This window comes from Corynebacterium lehmanniae, from assembly GCF_043161975.1.
GTDB classification, from domain to species: Bacteria; Actinomycetota; Actinomycetes; order Mycobacteriales; family Mycobacteriaceae; genus Corynebacterium; species Corynebacterium lehmanniae.
Map to the genome: position 1 here is coordinate 2,509,246 of NZ_CP170998.1, position 21,459 is coordinate 2,530,704.

The window sequence follows — 21,459 nt, forward strand, 5'->3', positions numbered from 1 at the left end:
CACATGATGCACACAGGTAAAAGAGCAATCGCGGCTGTTGTCGCGCTAGGCCTCACCGCCGGCGTCACGCTGCCGGTCCAGGCCGATGCGGCCGTGGATCTGTCCAAGAGCTACCAGGTCGGCGTCACCACCGGCGCCGCCGAGGGCTTCCAGAACGTGGACGTGAACAAGGGCCGAGTGTCCTGGCTGATGTACAACAGCCTCACCTACGGCCTGATGCCCACCGCTTTCTACTTGGACGCCTACGCGGACGGCCAGAAGGTCGAGTTCGCGGGCGAGAAGACCAAGGTGGAGCCCGCCTCCAACAGTGAGGGCGACGTGGTCACCCTCACCCACACCGACCCGAACCTCGGCGTGGAGCTCGTGCGCACCTTCACCGTCACCCCCGCAAATGTGGACGTGCGGGTGGAGCTGAAAAGCGACAGCAAGCGGGACCTGAAGCTGGTGCTTACGGACGGGCTGATGTCCTACGACTACCCGTTCAGCTCCGAGGAAGCCGACCCGAACGAGTACACCATCGACGTGGGCAGCCGCTACAAGCTGAACACCAAGTTCGAGGGCGCCGACACCACCGGCACCGGTGAAAGCCAGCAGGCCGCAGAAGCCGGCAGGAACGACGGCGACCGCTACTACGCGGGCGTGTGGCAGCGCCACGACAATAGGCTCAGCGCACGCATGACCATCGCCGGCGACGCCAACGAAGCGCTGAAGGACTCCGACGGCGACGGCCTGCCCGACGACTGGGAGATCAACGGCTACACCGACGCCGACGGCAACGAGTTCCCGCTGCACCGCTGGGGCGCAGACCCGAACAAGCCGGACCTGTTCCTGCAGCTGAACTGGATGCAGTCCGAGTGGGAGACCAAGGGCTGCTCCGAGAAGCGCGAATACGCGGCAACGGAGAAGGACTTCGGCGAGTTCCTGGAGTGCGCCGACGCGAACGTGAACGTCTACCGCCCGTCGCGCAAGATCCTCAACGACCTGGTGGACCTGTTCGACCGCCGCGGCTACAACTTGCACATCGACGCCGGCGACTACTACAGCAACATCCCGGGCATCACGCCGCAGGGCGGCGACACGATCCCGTACGCGCCGATCTACTTCAAGGACGGCAACGGCCGCGCAGAGGTGCCCGGTGTGCGCCTGGTCAAGGACCGCAAGAACCTGCTCGGGCACGCCAGTCCGTCTTCCGCGTGGGCATCATCGGCGACCAGCAGGAGGCGGGCAACCTGTCCTCCGGCAACGGCCTGATCTCCGACGGCGCGTTCTACGTGGCCAAGAACTACCTGATGACGTCCCAGGAGCAGATGCGCAACACCATCCTCCACGAATTCGGCCACAACCTGGGCCTGACCCACTCTGGCGCGTCCAACGTGGACAAGCCGAACAGCTCCTACGTGCCCAAGTACAAGTCCGTGATGAACTACCTGTACCAGTTCAGCCACTTCGACTACTCGGACAAGAACTCCACAGACAACGACAACACCAGCATTCCGCAGGCCTGTTACGACGGCACCGCCAAGTGCTTCACCGGCAGCTACGACATCGCACCGGACTGGCAGAACCTGGACATCGTCAACGGCGAGATCGCCAAGGCCACCGGCTCCACCGGCGTGTCCGAGGACCCGTCCGAGTCCGGACACAGCCACCCGCAAGTGGATGAGCTCGTGCTCATGGCAGCGGAGGAAAACAACGGCAAGGCCGGCATCCGCGTGCTTGGCGAGCGCGAGGGCGTGAAGAACGTCATCATCGCCAACCGCTCCGACTCCAAGGTGTACCTGGAGCTGTCCAACCTGGGCATCGACCTGCACGAGTTCACCCTCCAGGTGGACTACCCGGGCGGCAAGTTCCGCAAGACCTACCCGGTGGAAGGCGTGCTCAAGGAGCACGGCAAGTACAACGTCGAGGTGCCGATTGCCAACACCGCCGGCTACAAGGATTCCTCCATGCCGGTGAAGTTCCGCGTCTTCAACGCCGACGGCCGCCTGGTAGCCGAGGAGACCAACGAGTTCTCCGTGCTCAACTACACCACCGAGCAGATGGACCAGCTGGTCAAGGACCTGGAGAAGAAGAACTCCAAGCACCTCCAGGCCGCGCGCGACACCGTGGGCAAAAAGGACCCGGCGAAGCCGACCCTGGCCAAACCGGCACCGGTGCCCACCAAGAACAACCAGCCTGTGCGGACTGGCAATCGACGCCCGGCCGTGACCGAGCTCAACGGCGCAACCCAGCCTGCGCCGAAGCCGAAGCCGGGCACGAACCCGACGCAGAACCCGAGCCGGAACGAGCCGGCCCCGAACAACCAGACCGGAGAGACCGGTAAGGGCGGCAAGGCATCCGGCGGCAGCACCGGCGCGATCGTGGGCATCATCATCGCGATCCTGGCGGTCGTCGGCCTCGGCGGCGCCGCAGCCGCGATGGGCGGCTTCATCTAAGCACCCCCGCCGAAACGGCCGCCGTAATCCTGACAGATTACGGCGGCCGTTTGCGATGACCAGGGACGATAAGGCCCGCCTGACAGATTCCGCCGCGATGTGTCGGCGGGCCTCCGCTCCGTTCGGTCTCCGCCGCCCAAACCCCCGAACCCAAACCCCTAAAACCAGGTGGCGGGGCGGACCTTGTTGGCCAGGTCCACCAGCGCGTACCGGTGTTTCGGGTACGGCGCCACCCGGGCCTGGTCCCGCAACGTCTGGGCCAGGCCGCGGCGCAGGCCCCGGATGGTGAAGGGGTACTCGAACAGCGCCACGTTGGTGGAGGCCTGGTGGGCGCGCAGGTACGTCAGGCCGGCCTCGATGACGGCGACCTTGATCTGCAAGAAGCGCGGCTCGGTGGAGGGGATCTGCTCGAGGCGGCGGGCGGCGAGCCGGATGTGGTCTTCGGTGGCGCCCTCGGCAACCAGGCACAAAATGGCGGTCAGCTGCGCCATCCGGTAGTGGCGCGACGCGTTGGGCACCTTGTCCAGGGCCTTGATCGCCAACTCCACTTCGCCTTCGCACATGAGCATCCGAGCCAGGCCGAACGCGGAGGAGACGGTGGTGGGGTTGGTCATCCACACCAGGGCGTAGAGGCGGGTGGCGTGGAAGCGCAGGCCTCCGGGGGCGGTCACGGTCAGCGACCACGTGTTGTCTGTGGCTCCGTCGGCGGCCATGCGCTCGAACACGGCGTCCGGCACGTCGCGGAGGTGGTGGGTGAGGCCGGCGGCGGCGGGCGAGAGCTCGTCGTGAAGCAGTGCGCTCGATTGATACCCGCCCTCCTGCAGGATGAGCTCGCTGACTGCGGCGAGCGCGAGTTTGGGGGCGGCCTCGCCGGGTAGCTGGTTGAGCACCTGGGAAAACGAACCCTTCGCGGAGGCGAAGTCTCCAAGCAGCGTCTCCACCACGCCCGCGTACCAGGAGTAGCGCCAGTTGTCGCCGAAGCGCTCCGAAAGCGAGCGCAGCCAGGTGCGCGCCTGGGTGGTCAGGCCGAGGTCGATCATGGTGCGCACGACGCCGAAGGGGATTTCGATGGAGTGCTCGTACTGCGGGGTGGTCATGGCCTGGCGCAGCGTCTCCAGCGTTTCGCGTGGTTCGGCATACGAGGAGCCCTGGAGCATGGCGGCGCCGACATCGTCGCGGTTGACCAGCGGCGACGGTAGCGCGGCGACGACCTCTTGCGGGGTGATGTCCACGCTGCGGGCGATGCCGTCGATGAGCTGGTCGGTGCGGAACACCAGGTGTTTGGTGCCGAACGTCGTACGCTGAGGGGAGAACAGGGAGTGCTGCGCGGGGTAGGTGCGCCCGTCGCGCACGGCGACGATCTCGCGCAGCACGCCGAGCATCTGCGCCTCCAGCTCGGTGAGGCTGGTGAAGCGCTGCGCGGGGTCCTCGTTGCAGCAGCGCGTGATCAGCCGGTACAGGGAGGTGTACTGGCGGAACAGCGGCTCGTCGGCGGGGGAGGGGATGCCTAGGTCGTACACGCCGTCGGTTTGCGGCAGGTCCACCACCAGCGACGCCAAGGTGCGGCCCACGGTGTACACGTCGGAGGCGACGGATGGCCCTTCGGTGGCCACCTCCGGCGCCTGGAACCCCTTCGTGCCGTAGATGAACCCGAAGGCGCCGATGCCGGAGACCGCGCCCATGTCAATCAGCTTGACTTGGTCTTCGGTGACGATGATGTTGTCGGGCTTCAGGTCGTTGTACACCACCCCGCGCGAGTGCAGGTAGTCCAGCGCCGGCAGGACTTCGAGCATGTAGGCGATGGCGATGTCGGGTTGGAGCACTTTGCTTGTCGACGCATTCCGCCATGCCCGTAAACTCGGCCCGCCCACGTACTCCATGACGGTGAACCCGCCGGGCACGCGCGGGTCGTCGATGAAGTTGTAGATCTGCACGATGCCGGGATGGGTCATCTCCGCCAGGAACTCGCGCTCGGCAGCGGCGGCGGCCGCCTCGTCCGGGTTGTCCGTGGAGTGCAGGCCCTTGAGCACCACCACGCGGCCCGCCACGTGGTGGTCCTGGGCCAGGTAGATCCAGCCCATGCCGCCGTGGGCGATCACGCCCATGATCTCGTACTGGCTGGCCACCACGTCGCCCGGGTTGAGCACCGGCGGGGCGATGCCCTTTTTCACCACGGCCGGCTCCGGGTCGATCAGCGCTTCCTTCGGCTCGGTGGGCTCCACCCAGGGCAGCTCCACCATGCCGTCGGCGACGACACGGGTGGCGCGGCGGGTGCCGCGGCGCTCGCGGAACGTGTCCAGGGCGAGCCGGCGCGAGCGCTGCGAGGGGTCCTCGCGGTTGCCGCCCTTGCGCAGCTTGTCCAAGTCTTTGAGCAGGCCGGCCATCTCGCCCATGGCGGAGTAGTCGGTTTCGCCGTCGGAGTCCCAGCCGTCGTCGTCATCGTCGTCTGCGAAGGGGTCGAACGCGACGGCCTCGGTGCCCGGATTGTCCTCCTCCTCATCATCCGCGAACGGGTCGAACGCGACCGCCTCGGTGCGCTGCTCCAGCGGGTCCTGCGAATCCTGCTCAGTGCTCACTGCTCCTCCTTCCGGTACATCAGCGGCGGCGGGGAGGACTCCGCGATGGAGCCCCCGAGCCAGGTGGAGTAGAGCTCGTACCACGTGCCGTCGTTACGCATCCGCTCCAGCGTCGAATTGACCTGCCGCACCAGGTCCGTCTGGCCCTTCGGGATGCCCACGCCGTAGTACTGCGTCGCCAGCGTGCCCGGCAGGATCGTCGCGTACGGGTCCTGCGCGGACAGGCCCGCCAGGATGGAATCGTCCGCCACGATCGCGTCCGCCTGGAACTGTTGGGTGGCCATCAAACAGTCGGACCAGGAGCGGGTGCGCAGAATGTTCGAGTGTGGGGTGTACGTGCGCGCGATCTGGGTCAGGTTCGTGCCGTCGACGATGCACACCGTTTTGCCGCCGAGCTGGTTGATGTCCTCCACGCCCCGGTCCCGCGGCACCAGAACGCGCACGCGCGAGGTCAGGTACGGGGTAGAAAAGTCGATCGCCTCCGTGCGCTCCGGCGTGATGGACATGGTGCGGATGACGATGTCCACCTCGCCGTGGTTCAGCGCCTCGGCGCGCGCCGCCGAGTCCACAAACCGCAGGTCCAGGCGGTTGACCCCGGCAGTTTCCTCGCCGAAGATGTCGTCGGCGATCGCGCGGGCGAGATCCACCTCCAGCCCGCGCAGCTCGCCGCTGGCGGTGTCGCGGAACGCCAGCAGGTAGAGGGACTGGTCGATGCCCACCACCAGTCGGCCGCGGCGCGTGATGCGGTCCACGTTCGGGGTGTCGTCTTCAGCGGTGCGGGGGTTCAGCGAGCCCTCCCAGTCCAGCTTCGCCGGCACGTACGGCTCCGCCGGCACCCCTTGCGCGTCCTCGAGGGCCGCGCCGGGCGGCAGCGGCAAGAGCTCGCGCGTGGTGGAGGTTTCGTGCTCTGGGGCGATGGTGGCGCGCACCGGGGTCGGCTCCTCCGAGCACCCCGAAAGCCCCAGCGCCAGCACCGCCGCGCACGCGGTCCATGTCCTTCTCACAGGTACTCACCCAGCCTTCTGCGGATGCCCAGCCACGTGCAGACCACGGCTAAAACGGACAGCAGCGCCACCCACGCGGAGACCTGCCGCGTCGCGTCCAGCGAGGCGTCGATGTAGGCCTGCGTGCCCTCCCTCGACGACGCGATGAGCTTGGACAGCGTCGCGTCCAGCTCCCTGAACGGCGCCTCGCCCGCCCCGCCGCCGGAGGCCAACAGCGCCGCCGCCTGCTCGTAGCTGCCCGTGTTCAGCGCGCCGACGAGTTCGTTGTGCTCGTAGGCCCAGGTGCGCAGGGCGTCGCGTGCGTCGTCGATAAGTTGCTGCTCCCCGCCGTACTCCTCTGCGGTCTCGAGCGCCGCGCTTACCGACGCATACGTGCCGTCGAACGCCCGCGACGAATGCACCACGGACTGGCGGCGCAGCAGCGCGAACGTCTCGTCCGTGCGCGTCTCCAGTGCGTCGAAGCGGGCGGCGGTGAGCTCCTCCCACGGCTTCGCCGCGCGCTCGTACTCCACGGAGCCGTTGCGCCAGGACTGGTAGTTCGACACCGCGGCCCAGCTCAGCGCCACCACCACCGCGAGCGTGCCGGCGATAAAGCCCTTGTTCAGGCGGCGGCGGAATACCCGCCACAGCCACCACTGGGTGAGCACGAGGAAACCGAGCGCCGCCACGAGGCCGGACAGCGGCACCCACTGCGGCTCGGAGAGGCGCCGCATCTCCTTGGCCACGTCCTCGCGGGTCAGCGCGTTGATCTCGGAGGCGGACACCAGCAAACGGGTGCGCATAATGCTGGACGCCTCCGACATGTAGGCCACGCCCACAGGGTTGCCCATGCGCTGGTTCACGCGTGCGCGCTCGTTCAGGCCGGCGTAGACTGGCAGGTCCCGCTGGATGTCGCTGACCAGCTCCTCGATGCGCTCGCTGGTGGCCGTGTCGGCCTCCACCGCGCCCTTGTAAATCTCGCCGGCGGAGCTGACCGCCGTGTCCAGTGCTGCGGAGTAGGCCTGCACGTCCTCGTGCGACAGCGGCCCGGGCTGGACAAACCCGCCCGCTGCGATGGTGTCCGCGCGCAGCAGGGAGGTGGACAGCAGGTGGGCAGCCGCGCTCATCGGCTCCGTCGCCTCGCGCACCGTGTCCAGCGCCTGGTTGCGGCCGGCCATGGACTGGCTCATGGACAGCCCCGCCGCCAGCAGCATGGCGGTCAGCAGCACCATCACCACGATGAGCTTGCCGGGGGTGGTCCGCGCGAACGCGTGGCCGCGCCGGCCCATGCGAACGGGACCGGCCAGCGGGCCGTGGAGGACGCCGTGCAGGCGCGGGTGCGCAGGGCGCGCTTCAAGCTCGTCGAGCCACGCGTCGTCGCTCGGCCTGCTTTGCGTCACCATTCCGCAATAATAACTGTTCGCGCCTACAGTGGGGGCCATGCTTGGCGACGGAAACGGCTGGGTCACCACACCCGACGGCACACGACTCTGGGGGCGCTTCGGCGCCGCCGGCCTCTTCCTCGTCGCCGGTAACGGAGCGGACGCGAAAGTGCTGCTGCAGCACCGCGCCGGCTGGACCGCCCAGGGCGGCACCTGGGGCATCCCCGGCGGCGCCCGCGACAGCCACGAAACCCCAGCGCAGGCGGCCGTTCGCGAGTCCGTGGAGGAGTGCGCCATCGACCCGGGCCGCATCGACGTGGTCGAAGAGCTGGTCACCACGGACCTGCCGGAGTGGAGCTACACCACCGTCATCGCGCTGTGCGAGGCACCGCTGGCCGTGACCGCCAACGAGGAGTCGGAGGAACTGCGCTGGGTGCCCCTGGCGGAGGTTTCGGGGTTTGAGCTGCACCCGGGCTTTGCGGCGTCGCTAAGCAATGTGCTCGCCAAAGCCATGGTGCATACTGAACCGCATGATTGAAGTGCAAGGCCTGACCAAACGGTACGGCGCCGTCCAAGCGGTTGACGACCTCACGTTCACCGTCAAACCCGGCGTCGTCACCGGCTTCCTCGGCCCCAACGGCGCAGGGAAATCCACCACCATGCGCATGATCCTGGGGCTGGACCGCCCAACATCCGGCACCGCGCACATTAACGGCGTGCCCTACCGCTCGCTGCAAAATCCGTCGCGCACAGTGGGCGCGCTTCTCGACGCCAAAGGTGTCCACCCCAACCGCTCCGCCCGCGCCAGCCTGCTCTGGCAAGCGCAAGCCGCCGGGCTGCCGCGCACCCGCGTCGACGAGGTGCTCGAGCTGGTGGGGTTGACGGATGTGGCTGGCAAGAACGTCGGCGGATTCTCCCTGGGCATGGGGCAGCGCCTCGGCATCGCGGCGGCGCTGCTCGGCGACCCGGAGTACCTGATCCTGGACGAGCCCGTCAACGGCCTCGACCCCGCCGGCATCCGCTGGGTGCGCGAGCTGCTGCAGTCCCTGGCGGCGGAGGGGCGCACCGTGCTCGTGTCCTCCCACCTGCTCGCCGAGATGGCGCAGACCGCCGAAGACCTGATCATCATCGGCCGCGGCCGCCTGGTGGCCAACACGTCCGTGGCCGAGTTCATCCGCGAAAACTCCGGTGTGACCACCATCGTGCGCACCCCCACCGAGGACGCCGCGGCCGCGTTGGCCGCCGCGCTGCAGCACGCCGATGTGGCCATGCCGTTCAAGCGCGCGGTCGATGGGGACGGACGCGCCGTGTTCGAGGTCCCGGACCGCACCTCCGACGACGTCGGCCGCGTCGCCTTCGCCGCCGGCATCGCCCTGTCCGAGCTGTCCGAGCGCCGCGCCTCCCTCGAAGATGCCTACATGCAATCCACCGAGGGCCACGCCCAGTACGTCTCCGGAGGTAGTAATGCTTAACCTGTTCCCCGCCGAGTGGACCAAACTGCGCTCCACCGCCTCCTTCTGGTGGAACTCCGCGCTGATCCTCGTCTTCGGCGCCTTCTTCGGTGCTCTGTTCGGTTTCGCCTCCAAACTCGGCGGCATGCCGTACGCGCCCCTGACCGTCGCCGCCACGATGGCGCTGATCACCGCGATCGTCGTGATCGTGCAGGCCTCCATGGCCGTGACCACCGAGTACCGGTTCGGCATCCCGCCGACGAACTTCAGGGTTGCGCCGAAGCGGTGGCAGGTGGCCGTCGCAAAGCTTGTGCTCGGGGCTGTTTTGGCTGCGCTGGCGACCTTCCTGGGGCTTGCCGTCGCGTTTACGGTCGGCGACCTCACCGCGCCCGTGCCCGCGAACTGGGTGAGCAACACCGCCTCCCGACGCGCCCTGTGGGCCATCCCCCTCGGCATGGCCCTGATCACCCTGTTCCAGCAGGGCGTCGGCTGGATCACGCGCAACACCGCCGGCGCCGTGGTCACCGGCATGGGCATGATGCTGCTGATCGAATCCATCGTCGGGTTCATCCCGCGCTACGGCGCCGACGTGGCCAAGTTCCTGCCGTTTGGCAACCTCATGGCGTTTATGACCAACAGTCCCGCGAACTGGACGCTGCCCGTGTCGCTTCTGATCTTCGCGGTGTGGGCCGTGGCGGCGTGGATCATCGGCGTGGTGCTGCTGGAGACCCGCGACGCGTAGGGGGTTCTGCGCCTCTCAGTGCATCCCAAACCGGCTACCTACAACCGGCTACCAGGCGATTTGGGAGCGCGGACAAAAAGTTGGAGTGTTGGGGGCTGGAAGGTATTCCGATGCCCGCAGGTTTTCCATCTGATATCCGCGTTGGTGCGGTTGAGAGGTTTTTGGCTGGGTCGTCTGCCCGTGAGGTCTGCGACTGGGCTGAACACGCGTGTGGTCGCCGACCGTCGGTGGCCACGGTCGGCAACTGGGTTGCGGCCAAGCGTCGTGGCCAGAGCTTGGACGGTACGCGACGCGCCTACGACGCTGAGACCATCGCAAAAGTTGTCGCACGCAGATTGACCTCGCAGGCGACAGTGCGTGACATTGCCGTGGAGTTCGATGTCCACGACACCGCGGCACTGACCTGGACGAAGCGGTTTTGGCCCGACGATGACGAACGCGATTCGGCAGCGTCGATGACTTTCGACGAGGCCTATGCGGCGACAATGGAACGCGTGAGCAAACACCGCAAAGTCCAACGCAACCATCAGCAGCAGCGAGTCGATGAGGCAGCCAATGCGAAGAAACCACCCCGGCCAGTCAACGAGTGGCTGCCAGGGCCTGGGCCGATAGACGATATCGCTGATTTACCCAGTGACATGGACGAGCTGAAAAAACTCGTTGTTGAGATGCGCGACCGGGAAACGGTCAAAGACGCCATTATCCACGTGCTCATGAGCGATGGTGAGCCACGGGGAAAAGACAACGTCCGCGACGGTGAGTCGCGGGGAAAAGACGACGTCCGTGACGGTGAGCTGTCCACCGCGGCGAAAGCCGCAGTGGTGGTTGCCCTCACGGACGCCCACGAGTTTTCCATCGCTCGAGCATGCGCGGTCGTTGGGATTGCGCAGTCGACGTTTTACTACCACCGACACAAACACACGCAGGTAGTGCAACAGCGCGAACAGCGCCACGCTGCACTCAAACCGCTGATCTTGCAGGCAGCCGCCGAATCCGGGCAAAGCTACGGCTACCGGCGCATCCACGCCTGGTTAAAGATCATGGGGCATACAGTGTCGGAAAAGATCGTGCGCACCCTCATGAAAGAGCTTGGGTGCCGCCCGCCGGCGAAGGCGTCGGGCAAGTACTCCTCCTACACCGGTGAAACCGACCACAAACCGGCAAACCTGCTGCTGATCACCCCACCCGACAGCAGCGACGGGGATGCGGATTCGGATGCGGCCCGGCCGGTTGTTGCACCGTCGCAGTATTTCATCGACCACGCCGACACTCAGGGGCTGACCCACGATTTCCACGCGGATGCCCCGTGGGAGAAAATCGGCACCGACGTCACCGAAATCCACTGCCCAGACGGGAAGTTGTTCCTGTCGGCAGCGATCGATTTCTACGACGGGATGCCGATTGCGGTCACCATGTCGACGTCGCCGAATCACGACTTGGTCGCCGAGATGATCGCGCGAATCGACGAGGTAAAACCCGACGGTGCGCAACCGATTATCCATTCCGACCGTGGCGGGCTCTACCGCAGTGAACGCTGGGTCAGCCTGATCACCGACCACACCCACAACATCCTGGATTGCCCCGACTGCCAGGCCGATGCGTGGTGCGACACCCGGTGGCGATACATCCCGTCACTGTCACGCAAAGCCACCAGCGGCGACAACGCGCGCACCGAAGGGTTCTTCGGCACGATGAAACAAGAACTGCTCAAAGGCAGGCCTGTGGTGTCAACGATGACGGTGGAGCAAATGCGCGACTATATTGACACCTACATCGACTTCTACATTCACAGACGATTGAAGTCGACACTCGGCGACGGCTACACCACCATCGCCGAACACCGACAAGCACTGAGTGCATAACAACGAGACAAAGTCCCCCAAATGCACTCCAAGAATTTGTCCGCATCCCCATTTTCGCTTGGTAGCCGGTTCTAGGTAGCCGGTTTTTGGGAGGGGGCGCTCTGGGCGCGCGGGACTAGCCCGCCAGGACCACCGCCACGGCGGCGCTGTTGTTCGCGGCCTGCTCCGGGATGCTCGTCGCACCCTCGGGGAGGTCGCCCTTCGCGCGGGCGGCGCCGCCGACGCGGCGGGCGATGTCTGCCGCCACCTGCTCAGCGCCCGGGACGGCCGGGTCGAAGAAGACGTAGGTCTCCGGGAAGACGCCGTAGACCTGCTCCGGCATGTTCATCACCGCGGCGTCGGGGGAGCTGTTGGCGACGTTGTACTGGCCCTTCAGCTGGTCCGCGGTGCGGCTGGCCAGGTCCGGGGTGCCGGAGTTGTTGTAGACGTACACCTGGGCCGACGCGTTGTCGAGGCCCGCGCCCGCCGGTGCCGGGGCCGGCGCCGGTGCGGGCTGGCCGTTCTCGCCCTGGCCCTCGGCGCCCTCCGGACGCTGGGCGTTCGGGTCCTGCGCGTTCGGATCCTGGGCCGGCTGGCCGTCGGTGGTCTGGGTGTTTTGATCGGCGCCCGTTGCTGCGCCGCCCTGGCCCTCGGCACCCTGGCCAGCGCCGTCAGCGCCCTGGCCGTTCTGACCAGCCCCGTCGCCGGCGGGGGCGGCTGCGGAGGAGCCCACCACGGTCGACGAGGCCGGGGCGGCGCCTTCGCCGTCGCCGCCCTTGTCGTCCTGCGTCATCTTCCAAATCCCCCACAGCGCCAGCAGCGCCGCCACGGCGATCAGGATCATCGCCAGGCCGCGCTTCGGCAGGCCGCCTTCCGCGGCGCCGCCAGCAGCAGCTGCCTTACGACGTCCCTTCGGCTCGCCGTCGTAATCCTCCTCGTAGGCGCCGTCGTAGGGCTCGTCGTAAATCGCGTCGTCGGCGTTGCGGGAGCGGCGGCGCGCGCCGGCGGCACCGGCACCTGCACCAGCTGCGCCCGCCGCGGCGGCGCCTGCGCCGGGGAGGTGGCGGGTGTCGTCGGCGTACCCGGCCTGGCCAGCACCGTAACCGGCACCGTAATCAACGTCCTCGATGTACTCGGAGTCGTCGTCGCGGCGGTGGGCGCCGCGGTACTCGGTGTCGTCGACGATTTCGGCGTCGATCGGCTCGGCATCGTACGAGCCGTCGTACGCCTCGTCGTACGCGCCGCCAAACGAGTCGGAGTTGCCGGTGTAGCGCGTGGAGCCGGAGCCCGGCTCGAACTCGAAGTCGGGACGGTTGTTGCCATAGTTGTCGTTAGTCACATCGGCAACTCTAACCACACCGCCTCGGAATCCAGGCGCAACACACCGTAAAGCTGAACTAGAGGTTGGGGGACCTTTGGTCGTCGCGAAGCCTTTGCAAACGCCGCACCAGCTGGGGCTCGGCCGCGAGCGCATCGGGCGAGTCGAGCAACCGGTTGAGATGCTGGTAGTAGCGGATGGGCTGCATGCCCAGCTCAGCGCGCACCGCATCCTCGCGCGCGCCGATCGACCTGGGGGCGCGCGCGGCGAAGCGGAGCACGGAAAGGTCGGTCTCGGTAAGCATGCCTAATATATTGGCATGACCATCCGACCCATCGTTATCCACGGCGACCCGGTGCTGCATGAGCCGACCAAGGAAGTCACGCAGCCCGTCGAGGAGCTGCAGGAGCTCATCGCCGACATGCACGAAACCATGGACGCCGCCCACGGCGTGGGCCTGGCCGCCAACCAGATCGGCGTGCCGCTGCGCATCTTCGTCTACCACTGCCCGGACGGCGATCAGATGCGCCGCGGCACCGTGATCAACCCGGTGCTGGAGACCTCCGAGATCCCCAAGACCATGCCCGCCGACACCGGCGAGGACGACGAAGGCTGCCTGTCCGTGCCGGGCTACGGCTGGCCCACCGGCCGCGCGGACTGGGCGAAAGTGACCGGCCTGGACGAAAACGGCAACGAGATTGAGATCGAGGGCACCGGCTTTTTCGCCCGCTGCCTGCAGCACGAAACGGGTCACCTGGACGGCTTTTTGTACACGGACGTGCTCACGGGCCGCTACAAGAAGGAGGCCAAGCGCGTGATCCGCGACAACGGCTGGAAGGAAGCCGGCCACACTTGGCTTCCGGGCACGGACGAAGATCCGTTCGGCCACGACGACTAACGCGCTAAGATATCGCCATGCGTATCCCCGCCGCCATCGCCGCCGCGTCGCTCACCCTCGCTCCGGCGACGCCCGCGGAGCCAGTCGAGCAATTGCTTGACGACGTCTCCGCCACCCACGAGACCTCCATCACCGCCATCAACAGCGCAGAGACCGACGACGAGGTGCGAGACGTGCTCATCGCCTGGCGCAAGGAGCTCATCGCGGCCTCCGACGAGCTGGCCGAGCTGCGCGAGGACGCCACCGAGGACGGCCTGACCGAGGAAGAGGAGGCCACCTTCGACGAGGCTGCGAAGACGCTGAAGCGCGAGCGCGCCGGCGTGCGCCAGCTGCGCGCGGAGCTTCTGCCTGACGACGAACCCGTGGTCGTGCCCGCCCCCATCGAGGGCCTCGGCGGGATCCTGGGCACCACCGCGATCGACGCGTTCGAGCGCTCCGAAACCGGCGACGCCCCGATCGTGTTCGGCATCCCCGGCGCGGAGCGGACGCGCGATGCGGAGGAGGCGACCACACCGACGGTGGTCGAGGAGCCGACCACCCCGTCGACGTCCCCGGCTGTCGTCACTACGCCGGCCACCAGCGCGCCGGCCAGCACCGAAAGCAGCACCTCCCCCGCGTTCGGCCCCGAGGTGACGCACAGCGTGGAGCGTCTCCAGGACACCGAAACCTCCACCGACGAAACCACCACCACGGACACCACGACGACGGAGACCTCGTCCACCACCACGGACTCGTCGACCAGCTCTTCCTCGTCCACCACCACGGACACCTCCGCAACCACCACCGCGTCCTCGACCACCACGTCGAGCAGCCGCACGGTGCTGGAAAACCGCACCACGTCGGCGACGTCCAGCTCGACCACACCCACCTCATCCTCGTCCACCACGTCGAAGACGTCGTCGGCCACCACGACCGAGGACGATGACGAACGCGACGACGACCTCGCCGACACCGGCACCCCGATGCGCGCCCTGATCGCCATCGGCATGCTCTCGCTGATGATCGGCGCTGCCCTGGTGCTGACCGGCGCGATCCGCCCGCGCGGGGCCCGCAAGTAGGCGTGTCCCGGATTTTCCGCTCAGACGACGTCGCGGTGGGCGATCGCGTCGTGGTGCGCCAGCGCCGCGGCGAGCACGCCAGCGACATCATCGGGCACGTCCTCAGCCTCGACCCGCTGGTGATACGCCCGCAGGAGGTCGGCGGCTTCCCCTCCTCCAAGGAGGCGATCGAGGTCACGGACCTGCACATCATCAAGAAGCTCTCCCCACGTACCGTGCGCAACTCGGAGATCCGCGGGCTGGAAAAATGCCTCGCAGACCGCCTCGACGTGCGCGAATCCGCGTGGGCCGGCGGCTGGCTCATGCGCGTCGGCGACACCGAGGAGGCCAACTCCGCGGTCCCGCTCGGCCCCTCGGCGGGCTTCGAGCCCTTGCCTATCGACGCCATCCGGTCCTTCTACGACCAGCGCGACCTGCCGGTGCGGCTGGTCATCCCGGAGCGGATCGGCAAACCGGCGCTGAAGGTGCTCGATCACGCATGGGAGCTCCGGGACGAGCAGGTTGTCTGGGTTGCGGGGGAGGCCTTTGGCGTGGCGTCGATAGGCGAAGTGCCCGAAGGGGCGCTGGAGCACCACCGTAGGCGGCTGGCGCTAGGCTAGGCCGCATGCGAATCGCCACATGGAACGTCAACTCGGTGCGCACCCGCGCCGAGCGGATCGCCGCCTTCCTCGAACGCGAGGACGTGGACGTGCTGGCGATGCAGGAAACCAAAACCGCGGACGACAAGTTCCCCTACGCCACCTTCGAAGCCGCAGGCTACGAAGTCGCGCACGTGGGGGTCAGCCAGTGGAACGGCGTGGCGATCGCCTCGCGCGTGGGGCTGGACAACGTCCGCGACAGCTTCACCCGCCAGCCCGCGTTTGCCAAAAAGGGCGACCCGTCGGTGGAGGCGCGCGCGGTGGGTGCGGTGTGCGGCGGGGTGGACGTGTGGAGCCTGTACGTGCCCAACGGCCGCGACATCGGCGACCCGCACTACGACTACAAGCTGCAGTTTTTGTGGTCCCTGGCGGACCAGGTCGACCCCGGGGAGCTGCAGGTGTACATGGGCGACTTCAACGTCGCACCCCGCGACGAGGACGTGTGGGACGTCGCCTGGTTCGAGGGCAAAACGCACGTGACGGAGCCGGAGCGCGCCGCGTTCCAGATACTGCTGGAGGCCGGGCTGCACGAGGTCACGCACGAGCAGCAGTACACGTTCTGGGACTACAAAGCCATGCGCTTTCAGAAGAACGAGGGCATGCTCATCGACTTCCAGCTGGCCACCAAGCCCATGTTCGACCGGGTCCAACGCGCGTTCGTTGACGTGGAGGAGCGCAAGGGCAAGGGCGCGTCCGACCACGCGCCCGTGATCGTGGACTACGACACCCGCGGCCTGGCCTACGACGAGGTGCGATGAGCCTGGATTTGTCCTGGTGGCAGTTCGCCGCCATGGTGGTGGATTACGCCATCAAGTTCGTGATGATCGGCGTGGTCCCCGGCGGGCGCAAACCCTCCTCCGCCAACGCCTGGCTGCTTTTGATCCTGCTGCTGCCGGTAGTGGGCCTGCCGCTGTACCTGCTGTTCGGCTCCACATTCGTCTCGCGCCGCCGCCACCGCATCCAAGTCCAGGCGCGCCGCGCGCTCGACGGCGCGTGGGCGGGCCCCGACGACACCATCGCCCACCTGCCGCCCGAAACCGCCTCGCTGGTGCGCCTCAACCGCGAACTCACCGGCTACCCCGCCGTCCGCGGCGAGGTGCGCGCGCTGTGGGCGGACTACCGCAAAACGATGCTGCGGATAGCCAAGCTTATCGACGAAGCATCCGCCACCATCTCCATCGAAATCTATGCCGTCGCCTGGGACGACACAACGGACGTGGTGTTCCGGGCGCTGCAGCGCGCCGTCGCGCGGGGAGTGCACGTGCGGCTGCTTTTCGACCACATCGGCTCCGCCAAATACCCCGGCTTCCGGGCTTTGAAGAAGCGGCTTACCGACATCGGCGTGGACTGGCACATGATGCTGCCCCTAGCTCCCTTGCGCGGCCGCTGGCGCCGCCCCGACCTGCGCAACCACCGCAAAGTGGTGGTCATCGACTCTGAGGTGGCGTTCGTCGGCTCGTTCAACCTCATCGACCGCGGCTACCTCATGCCCGGCCATGTGAAGGCCGGGCGCCAGTGGGTCGACGCTTTCGTGGAGCTGGAGGGGCCGATCGTGGAGTCCGTCGAGTCCATGTTCGCCGTGGACTGGTACACCGAATCCGGCGAGACGCTCGACGTGGTGGCTGGTTCCGGTGCTGGGGCTGGTGAGGGGGTGGCGGAGCCGTCGACAGGCGATGTGCTCCAGCTTGTCCCCTCCGGGCCCGGATACCTCACCGAGCCGAACCTGCGCATGTTCAACTCCATCGTCCACAACGCGAAAGAGCAGCTCACGCTGTGCTCGCCGTACTTCGTGCCCGAGGAATCGCTGCTGGAGGCCATCACCTCCGCGTGCTACCGCGGCGTGCGCGTGGACCTCTTCGTCGGCGAAAAGGCCGACCAGTTCATGGTGCAGCACGCGCAGTCCGCGTACTACGAGGCGCTGCTGGAAGCCGGGGTGCGCATCTGGGAATTCCCCGCCCCGTACGTGCTGCACACAAAGTTCGTGCTTGCCGATCCCGGGCGCGAGGGCGCCGTCGGCGTGCTCGGGTCCTCCAACATGGACATCCGCTCGTTCTCGCTGAACTACGAATCCTCCCTGCTCGTCGCGTCCGGCGCTTTGCTGCCGGCGCTGGAGCAGCTGGGCGCGAACTACCAGGCCGTCTCGCGAGAGCTGACGCTGGAGCGGTGGGCGCGCAGGCCCTGGTACCGGCGGTACGTGGACAACGTGATGAAGCTGACGTCGGCGCTGCAGTAGGGGTCGCGGTGCGCGGTGGTGCGCGGTGGTGCGCGGTGGTGCCCCGGCCCGGCCGCCTCCGCCTCCTCGCCCCCACCGCTAAACCGGCTACCTACAACCGGCTACCAGGCGTTTTAGGGGATGCGGACAAATTCTTGGAGTGCATTTGGGGGACTTTGTCTCGTTGTTATGCACTCAGTGCTTGTCGGTGTTCGGCGATGGTGGTGTAGCCGTCGCCGAGTGTCGACTTCAATCGTCTGTGAATGTAGAAGTCGATGTAGGTGTCAATATAGTCGCGCATTTGCTCCACCGTCATCGTTGACACCACAGGCCTGCCTTTGAGCAGTTCTTGTTTCATCGTGCCGAAGAACCCTTCGGTGCGCGCGTTGTCGCCGCTGGTGGCTTTGCGTGACAGTGACGGGATGTATCGCCACCGGGTGTCGCACCACGCATCGGCCTGGCAGTCGGGGCAATCCAGGATGTTGTGGGTGTGGTCGGTGATCAGGCTGACCCAGCGTTCACTGCGGTAGAGCCCGCCACGGTCGGAATGGATAATCGGTTGCGCACCGTCGGGTTTTACCTCGTCGATTCGCGCGATCATCTCGGCGACCAAGTCGTGATTCGGCGACGTCGACATGGTGACCGCAATCGGCATCCCGTCGTAGAAATCGATCGCTGCCGACAGGAACAACTTCCCGTCTGGGCAGTGGATTTCGGTGACGTCGGTGCCGATTTTCTCCCACGGGGCATCCGCGTGGAAATCGTGGGTCAGCCCCTGAGTGTCGGCGTGGTCGATGAAATACTGCGACGGTGCAACAACCGGCCGGGCCGCATCCGAATCCGCATCCCCGTCGCTGCTGTCGGGTGGGGTGATCAGCAGCAGGTTTGCCGGTTTGTGGTCGGTTTCACCGGTGTAGGAGGAGTACTTGCCCGACGCCTTCGCCGGCGGGCGGCACCCAAGCTCTTTCATGAGGGTGCGCACGATCTTTTCCGACACTGTATGCCCCATGATCTTTAACCAGGCGTGGATGCGCCGGTAGCCGTAGCTTTGCCCGGATTCGGCGGCTGCCTGCAAGATCAGCGGTTTGAGTGCAGCGTGGCGCTGTTCGCGCTGTTGCACTACCTGCGTGTGTTTGTGTCGGTGGTAGTAAAACGTCGACTGCGCAATCCCAACGACCGCGCATGCTCGAGCGATGGAAAACTCGTGGGCGTCCGTGAGGGCAACCACCACTGCGGCTTTCGCCGCGGTGGACAGCTCACCGTCACGGACGTCGTCTTTTCCCCGCGACTCACCGTCGCGGACGTTGTCTTTTCCCCGTGGCTCACCATCGCTCATGAGCACGTGGATAATGGCGTCTTTGACCGTTTCCCGGTCGCGCATCTCAACAACGAGTTTTTTCAGCTCGTCCATGTCACTGGGTAAATCAGCGATATCGTCTATCGGCCCAGGCCCTGGCAGCCACTCGTTGACTGGCCGGGGTGGTTTCTTCGCATTGGCTGCCTCATCGACTCGCTGCTGCTGATGGTTGCGTTGGACTTTGCGGTGTTTGCTCACGCGTTCCATTGTCGCCGCATAGGCCTCGTCGAAAGTCATCGACGCTGCCGAATCGCGTTCGTCATCGTCGGGCCAAAACCGCTTCGTCCAGGTCAGTGCCGCGGTGTCGTGGACATCGAACTCCACGGCAATGTCACGCACTGTCGCCTGCGAGGTCAATCTGCGTGCGACAACTTTTGCGATGGTCTCAGCGTCGTAGGCGCGTCGCGTACCGTCCAAGCTCTGGCCACGACGCTTGGCCGCAACCCAGTTGCCGACCGTGGCCACCGACGGTCGGCGACCACACGCGTGTTCAGCCCAGTCGCAGACCTCACGGGCAGACGACCCAGCCAAAAACCTCTCAACCGCACCAACGCGGATATCAGATGGAAAACCTGCGGGCATCGGAATACCTTCCAGCCCCCAACACTCCAACTTTTTGTCCGCGCTCCCAATCAAGCGGGTAACCGGTTCTAGGTAGCCGGTTTCGGCGCATTGGCGGGTTGGGGCGGCGCGCCCCCGCAAGCCAGCGCACCGAAAGCCCAACCCACCCCGCGCATATAAACCCGCCTCCGGCACCCGCCCCAGCCGCCGCAGAGGATAGGCTCGTCCATTATGGATCCATTCCGCGATTTTGCCAGGTCCGACGGCCCCACCCTCGGCGTCGAGTGGGAGATTTGCCTCGTCGACCCGGTCACGCGCGACTTGGTGCCCTGCGCCGCCGAAGTGATTGAAAAGGTGCAGGCCCGCCACCCGGACGTCCATCTCGAGCCGGAGTTCCTGCAGAACACCATCGAGCTGGTCACGCCGATCTGCACCAACACTAAGGAAGCGGTGCAGGCCCTGCAAAAAGACCTCAACGCGGTCAAGGAGGTCGCCGACGAGATGGGCCTGAAACTCTGGGCAAGTGGCGGCCACCCGTTTTCGGATTTCCGCACGAATCCGCTGAGTCCGAAGCACACGTACGAGGAGATCGTCAACCGCACGCAGTACTGGGGCCAGCACATGCTGCTGTGGGGCATCCACTGCCACGTCGGCATCAGTCACGAGGACAAGGTGTGGCCGATCATCAACGCGGTGATGACCAAGTACCCGCACCTGCTGGCCATTTCCGCGTCGAGCCCGGGGTGGGACGGCATCGACACGTCTTACGCGTCGAACCGCACGATGCTGTACCAGCAGCTTCCCACCGCGGGCATGCCGTATCAATTCCAGAGCTGGGACGAGTGGGTCGGTTTCATGCGCGACCAGCAGACGTCGGGCGTGATCAACCACACGGGCTCCATGCATTTCGACGTCCGCCCGGCCGCGAAGTGGGGCACCGTCGAGGTGCGCATCTCGGACGCCACGAGTAACCTACGCGAGCTCGCGGCCGTCGTGGCGCTGACGCATTGCCTGGTCGTCCACTACGACCGCATGCTCGAGCGCGGCGAGAAGTTGCCCACGCTGCAGCAGTGGCACGTCGCGGAGAACAAGTGGCGCGGCGCCCGCTACGGCATGGACGCCCTGGTGATCACGAGTCGCGACACCGACGAGGACTGGATCAAAAACGAGTTGCAGTTGCTTATCGACGAGCTCACGCCCGTCGCCGCCGACCTCGATTGCGTCGACGAGCTGAACTTGGTCCGCGAGATCATCGAGCGCGGCGCTGGCTATGAGCGCCAGCGCGCGATCTACCAGCGCACCGGGGATTGGAAGGACGTCGTGGACGCAACCTGCGCGGAGATGTGGGAGCTCAGCCTTTAGGGTTGACGCGCCGCGGGTGGTAGCTGGCGGGGCGGTCGTTGCGGGTGAGCTGCTCGTCGTCGCCGTAGAGGCCTTCGCGTCGCGCGATGCGGCTGAGACGCTGCGCGGTAACGGGGCTGGTCATCAGGGCGAAAATCACGAGCAGCACCATCATGCCGATGTCGCCGCGTTCGTGCACGCTGAATTCCTCGGCGGTGACCACGCGGATGATGGTGCCGGTGATCATCAGCACCAGGCCGGTGGTTTGGGGTTTGGTGATGGCGTGCACGCGCGCCAGGGTGGAGTTGAACCGGGCGGTGCCCACGGCGGCGGAGAAGACCATGAACGCGCCGGGGAGGATGAACACCAGCGAGATGATGTCGGAAATCATAGGGAACCGTCCCTCTTGCGGAAGCGGGCCACGGACAGGGTGGCGATGAAGCCGAGCAGGGCGATGACGATCATGACGTTGACCACCGTGGTGTCCAGCGTCCAGCAGATGTACAGGGCCAGGGCGCACTGGAGGGAGGCGGTGATGCCGTCGTTGGCCAGCATGCGGTCCATGGAGTCGGGGCCGACGATGGCGCGCCAGGCGAAGATGAAGAACCCGGCGACCAGGAACACGGCGGCCACGGTGAGGCAGACGGTGTAGGCGGTGCTGTGCAT

The 21,459-nt window shown here is 66.5% G+C and carries 20 protein-coding genes; 12 read left to right on the forward strand and 8 right to left on the reverse strand.

Translation table 11 applies throughout. The features are described from left to right. Positions 1-3 precede the first annotated feature (3 nt). On the forward strand, positions 4-1,251 hold the full coding sequence (locus ACF3NP_RS11895; protein ID WP_392398735.1) for a hypothetical protein: 1,248 nt from the start codon (positions 4-6) through the stop codon (positions 1,249-1,251). Further along, positions 1,194-2,435, forward strand: coding sequence for a zinc metalloprotease (locus ACF3NP_RS11900; RefSeq protein WP_392398736.1), 1,242 nt, complete (start codon positions 1,194-1,196; stop codon positions 2,433-2,435). The genes ACF3NP_RS11895 and ACF3NP_RS11900 overlap by 58 nt, the downstream gene beginning before the upstream one ends. A 158-nt stretch (positions 2,436-2,593) precedes the next feature. Here the strand turns inward: ACF3NP_RS11900 and ACF3NP_RS11905 are convergent, their stop codons facing one another. From ACF3NP_RS11905 to ACF3NP_RS11915, 3 genes are read right to left on the reverse strand one after another with little or no spacing between them, the layout of a single operon-like run. Beyond that, complete coding sequence (locus ACF3NP_RS11905; RefSeq protein WP_181889137.1) at positions 2,594-5,011, reverse strand: tetratricopeptide repeat protein; 2,418 nt, start codon at positions 5,009-5,011, stop codon at positions 2,594-2,596. Then, positions 5,008-6,015: a transporter substrate-binding domain-containing protein gene (locus ACF3NP_RS11910; RefSeq protein ID WP_181889136.1), complete on the reverse strand. Its 1,008-nt coding sequence runs from the start codon at positions 6,013-6,015 to the stop codon at positions 5,008-5,010. The genes ACF3NP_RS11905 and ACF3NP_RS11910 overlap by 4 nt, the downstream gene beginning before the upstream one ends. Then, a complete protein-coding gene (locus ACF3NP_RS11915) occupies positions 6,012-7,397 on the reverse strand; it encodes a hypothetical protein (RefSeq protein ID WP_392398737.1) in 1,386 nt (461 codons plus the stop codon). The genes ACF3NP_RS11910 and ACF3NP_RS11915 overlap by 4 nt, the downstream gene beginning before the upstream one ends. 37 nt (positions 7,398-7,434) lie before the next feature. Between ACF3NP_RS11915 and ACF3NP_RS11920 the strand changes: the two genes are divergently transcribed. The 4 genes from ACF3NP_RS11920 (at position 7,435) to ACF3NP_RS11935 (ending at position 11,431) form a co-directional block, all read left to right on the forward strand. Beyond that, on the forward strand, positions 7,435-7,914 hold the full coding sequence (locus tag ACF3NP_RS11920) for an NUDIX hydrolase (RefSeq protein WP_181889134.1): 480 nt from the start codon (positions 7,435-7,437) through the stop codon (positions 7,912-7,914). Then, positions 7,907-8,848, forward strand: coding sequence for an ABC transporter ATP-binding protein (locus ACF3NP_RS11925; RefSeq protein WP_392398738.1), 942 nt, complete (start codon positions 7,907-7,909; stop codon positions 8,846-8,848). The genes ACF3NP_RS11920 and ACF3NP_RS11925 overlap by 8 nt, the downstream gene beginning before the upstream one ends. Continuing rightward, positions 8,841-9,569, forward strand: coding sequence for an ABC transporter permease (locus ACF3NP_RS11930; RefSeq protein ID WP_392398739.1), 729 nt, complete (start codon positions 8,841-8,843; stop codon positions 9,567-9,569). The genes ACF3NP_RS11925 and ACF3NP_RS11930 overlap by 8 nt, the downstream gene beginning before the upstream one ends. Positions 9,570-9,796: 227 nt before the next feature. Further along, a complete protein-coding gene (locus ACF3NP_RS11935) occupies positions 9,797-11,431 on the forward strand; it encodes an IS3 family transposase (protein WP_181889013.1) in 1,635 nt (544 codons plus the stop codon). Between the two features lie 115 nt (positions 11,432-11,546). Here ACF3NP_RS11935 and ACF3NP_RS11940 read toward each other — a convergent pair whose 3' ends face one another. Further along, complete coding sequence (locus ACF3NP_RS11940) at positions 11,547-12,749, reverse strand: LytR C-terminal domain-containing protein (protein ID WP_181889130.1); 1,203 nt, start codon at positions 12,747-12,749, stop codon at positions 11,547-11,549. Positions 12,750-12,807: 58 nt separating this feature from the next. After that, on the reverse strand, positions 12,808-13,032 hold the full coding sequence (locus ACF3NP_RS11945) for a DUF3263 domain-containing protein (protein WP_181889129.1): 225 nt from the start codon (positions 13,030-13,032) through the stop codon (positions 12,808-12,810). 15 nt (positions 13,033-13,047) lie between these two features. Here ACF3NP_RS11945 and ACF3NP_RS11950 point away from each other — a divergent pair, with 15 nt between their 5' ends. Genes ACF3NP_RS11950 through ACF3NP_RS11970 form a run of 5 tightly spaced genes read left to right on the forward strand, consistent with a single transcriptional unit; the run spans position 13,048 to position 17,555 of the window. Further along, positions 13,048-13,626: a peptide deformylase gene (locus tag ACF3NP_RS11950; protein ID WP_392398740.1), complete on the forward strand. Its 579-nt coding sequence runs from the start codon at positions 13,048-13,050 to the stop codon at positions 13,624-13,626. A gap of 17 nt (positions 13,627-13,643) precedes the next feature. After that, positions 13,644-14,684 (forward strand): hypothetical protein, encoded by a 1,041-nt coding sequence (locus ACF3NP_RS11955; protein ID WP_181889127.1) that lies wholly within the window; start codon positions 13,644-13,646, stop codon positions 14,682-14,684. A 2-nt stretch (positions 14,685-14,686) separates the two neighbouring features. Beyond that, complete coding sequence (locus ACF3NP_RS11960; RefSeq protein WP_181889126.1) at positions 14,687-15,283, forward strand: GNAT family N-acetyltransferase, cg3035/Rv0428c family; 597 nt, start codon at positions 14,687-14,689, stop codon at positions 15,281-15,283. 5 nt (positions 15,284-15,288) lie between these two features. Then, a complete protein-coding gene (locus ACF3NP_RS11965) occupies positions 15,289-16,080 on the forward strand; it encodes an exodeoxyribonuclease III (RefSeq protein WP_181889125.1) in 792 nt (263 codons plus the stop codon). Further along, the gene (locus ACF3NP_RS11970; protein WP_181889124.1) at positions 16,077-17,555 is read left to right on the forward strand and encodes a phospholipase D-like domain-containing protein; all 1,479 of its coding nucleotides are present in this window, start codon (positions 16,077-16,079) and stop codon (positions 17,553-17,555) included. Before ACF3NP_RS11965 ends, ACF3NP_RS11970 begins: the two co-directional genes overlap by 4 nt. A gap of 166 nt (positions 17,556-17,721) precedes the next feature. On the opposite strand, the gene ACF3NP_RS11975 is transcribed toward ACF3NP_RS11970, so the two are convergent. After that, on the reverse strand, positions 17,722-19,356 hold the full coding sequence (locus tag ACF3NP_RS11975) for an IS3 family transposase (RefSeq protein ID WP_181889013.1): 1,635 nt from the start codon (positions 19,354-19,356) through the stop codon (positions 17,722-17,724). 327 nt (positions 19,357-19,683) lie between these two features. Here ACF3NP_RS11975 and ACF3NP_RS11980 point away from each other — a divergent pair, with 327 nt between their 5' ends. Continuing rightward, positions 19,684-20,814: a glutamate--cysteine ligase gene (locus ACF3NP_RS11980; protein ID WP_181889123.1), complete on the forward strand. Its 1,131-nt coding sequence runs from the start codon at positions 19,684-19,686 to the stop codon at positions 20,812-20,814. Here ACF3NP_RS11980 and ACF3NP_RS11985 read toward each other — a convergent pair. Further along, positions 20,804-21,184 (reverse strand): monovalent cation/H(+) antiporter subunit G, encoded by a 381-nt coding sequence (locus tag ACF3NP_RS11985; RefSeq protein WP_181889122.1) that lies wholly within the window; start codon positions 21,182-21,184, stop codon positions 20,804-20,806. The two genes, ACF3NP_RS11980 and ACF3NP_RS11985, sit on opposite strands and share 11 nt — an antisense overlap. After that, positions 21,181-21,459 (reverse strand): monovalent cation/H+ antiporter complex subunit F, encoded by a 279-nt coding sequence (locus ACF3NP_RS11990; protein ID WP_070474753.1) that lies wholly within the window; start codon positions 21,457-21,459, stop codon positions 21,181-21,183. Before ACF3NP_RS11990 ends, ACF3NP_RS11985 begins: the two co-directional genes overlap by 4 nt.

Excerpts from the sequence above, each read along its gene's own strand:
- ACF3NP_RS11895 (WP_392398735.1), top strand. The coding sequence starts at position 4 with ATGATGCACACAGGTAAAAGAGCAATCGCGGCTGTTGTCGCGCTAGGC.
- ACF3NP_RS11915 (WP_392398737.1), bottom strand. The coding sequence starts at position 7,397 with ATGGTGACGCAAAGCAGGCCGAGCGACGACGCGTGGCTCGACGAGCTT.
- ACF3NP_RS11920 (WP_181889134.1), top strand. The coding sequence starts at position 7,435 with ATGCTTGGCGACGGAAACGGCTGGGTCACCACACCCGACGGCACACGA.
- ACF3NP_RS11925 (WP_392398738.1), top strand. The coding sequence starts at position 7,907 with ATGATTGAAGTGCAAGGCCTGACCAAACGGTACGGCGCCGTCCAAGCG.
- ACF3NP_RS11930 (WP_392398739.1), top strand. The coding sequence starts at position 8,841 with ATGCTTAACCTGTTCCCCGCCGAGTGGACCAAACTGCGCTCCACCGCC.
- ACF3NP_RS11945 (WP_181889129.1), bottom strand. The coding sequence starts at position 13,032 with ATGCTTACCGAGACCGACCTTTCCGTGCTCCGCTTCGCCGCGCGCGCC.
- ACF3NP_RS11950 (WP_392398740.1), top strand. The coding sequence starts at position 13,048 with ATGACCATCCGACCCATCGTTATCCACGGCGACCCGGTGCTGCATGAG.
- ACF3NP_RS11955 (WP_181889127.1), top strand. The coding sequence starts at position 13,644 with ATGCGTATCCCCGCCGCCATCGCCGCCGCGTCGCTCACCCTCGCTCCG.
- ACF3NP_RS11965 (WP_181889125.1), top strand. The coding sequence starts at position 15,289 with ATGCGAATCGCCACATGGAACGTCAACTCGGTGCGCACCCGCGCCGAG.
- ACF3NP_RS11970 (WP_181889124.1), top strand. The coding sequence starts at position 16,077 with ATGAGCCTGGATTTGTCCTGGTGGCAGTTCGCCGCCATGGTGGTGGAT.
- ACF3NP_RS11980 (WP_181889123.1), top strand. The coding sequence starts at position 19,684 with ATGGATCCATTCCGCGATTTTGCCAGGTCCGACGGCCCCACCCTCGGC.
- ACF3NP_RS11985 (WP_181889122.1), bottom strand. The coding sequence starts at position 21,184 with ATGATTTCCGACATCATCTCGCTGGTGTTCATCCTCCCCGGCGCGTTC.
- ACF3NP_RS11990 (WP_070474753.1), bottom strand. The coding sequence starts at position 21,459 with ATGCACAGCACCGCCTACACCGTCTGCCTCACCGTGGCCGCCGTGTTC.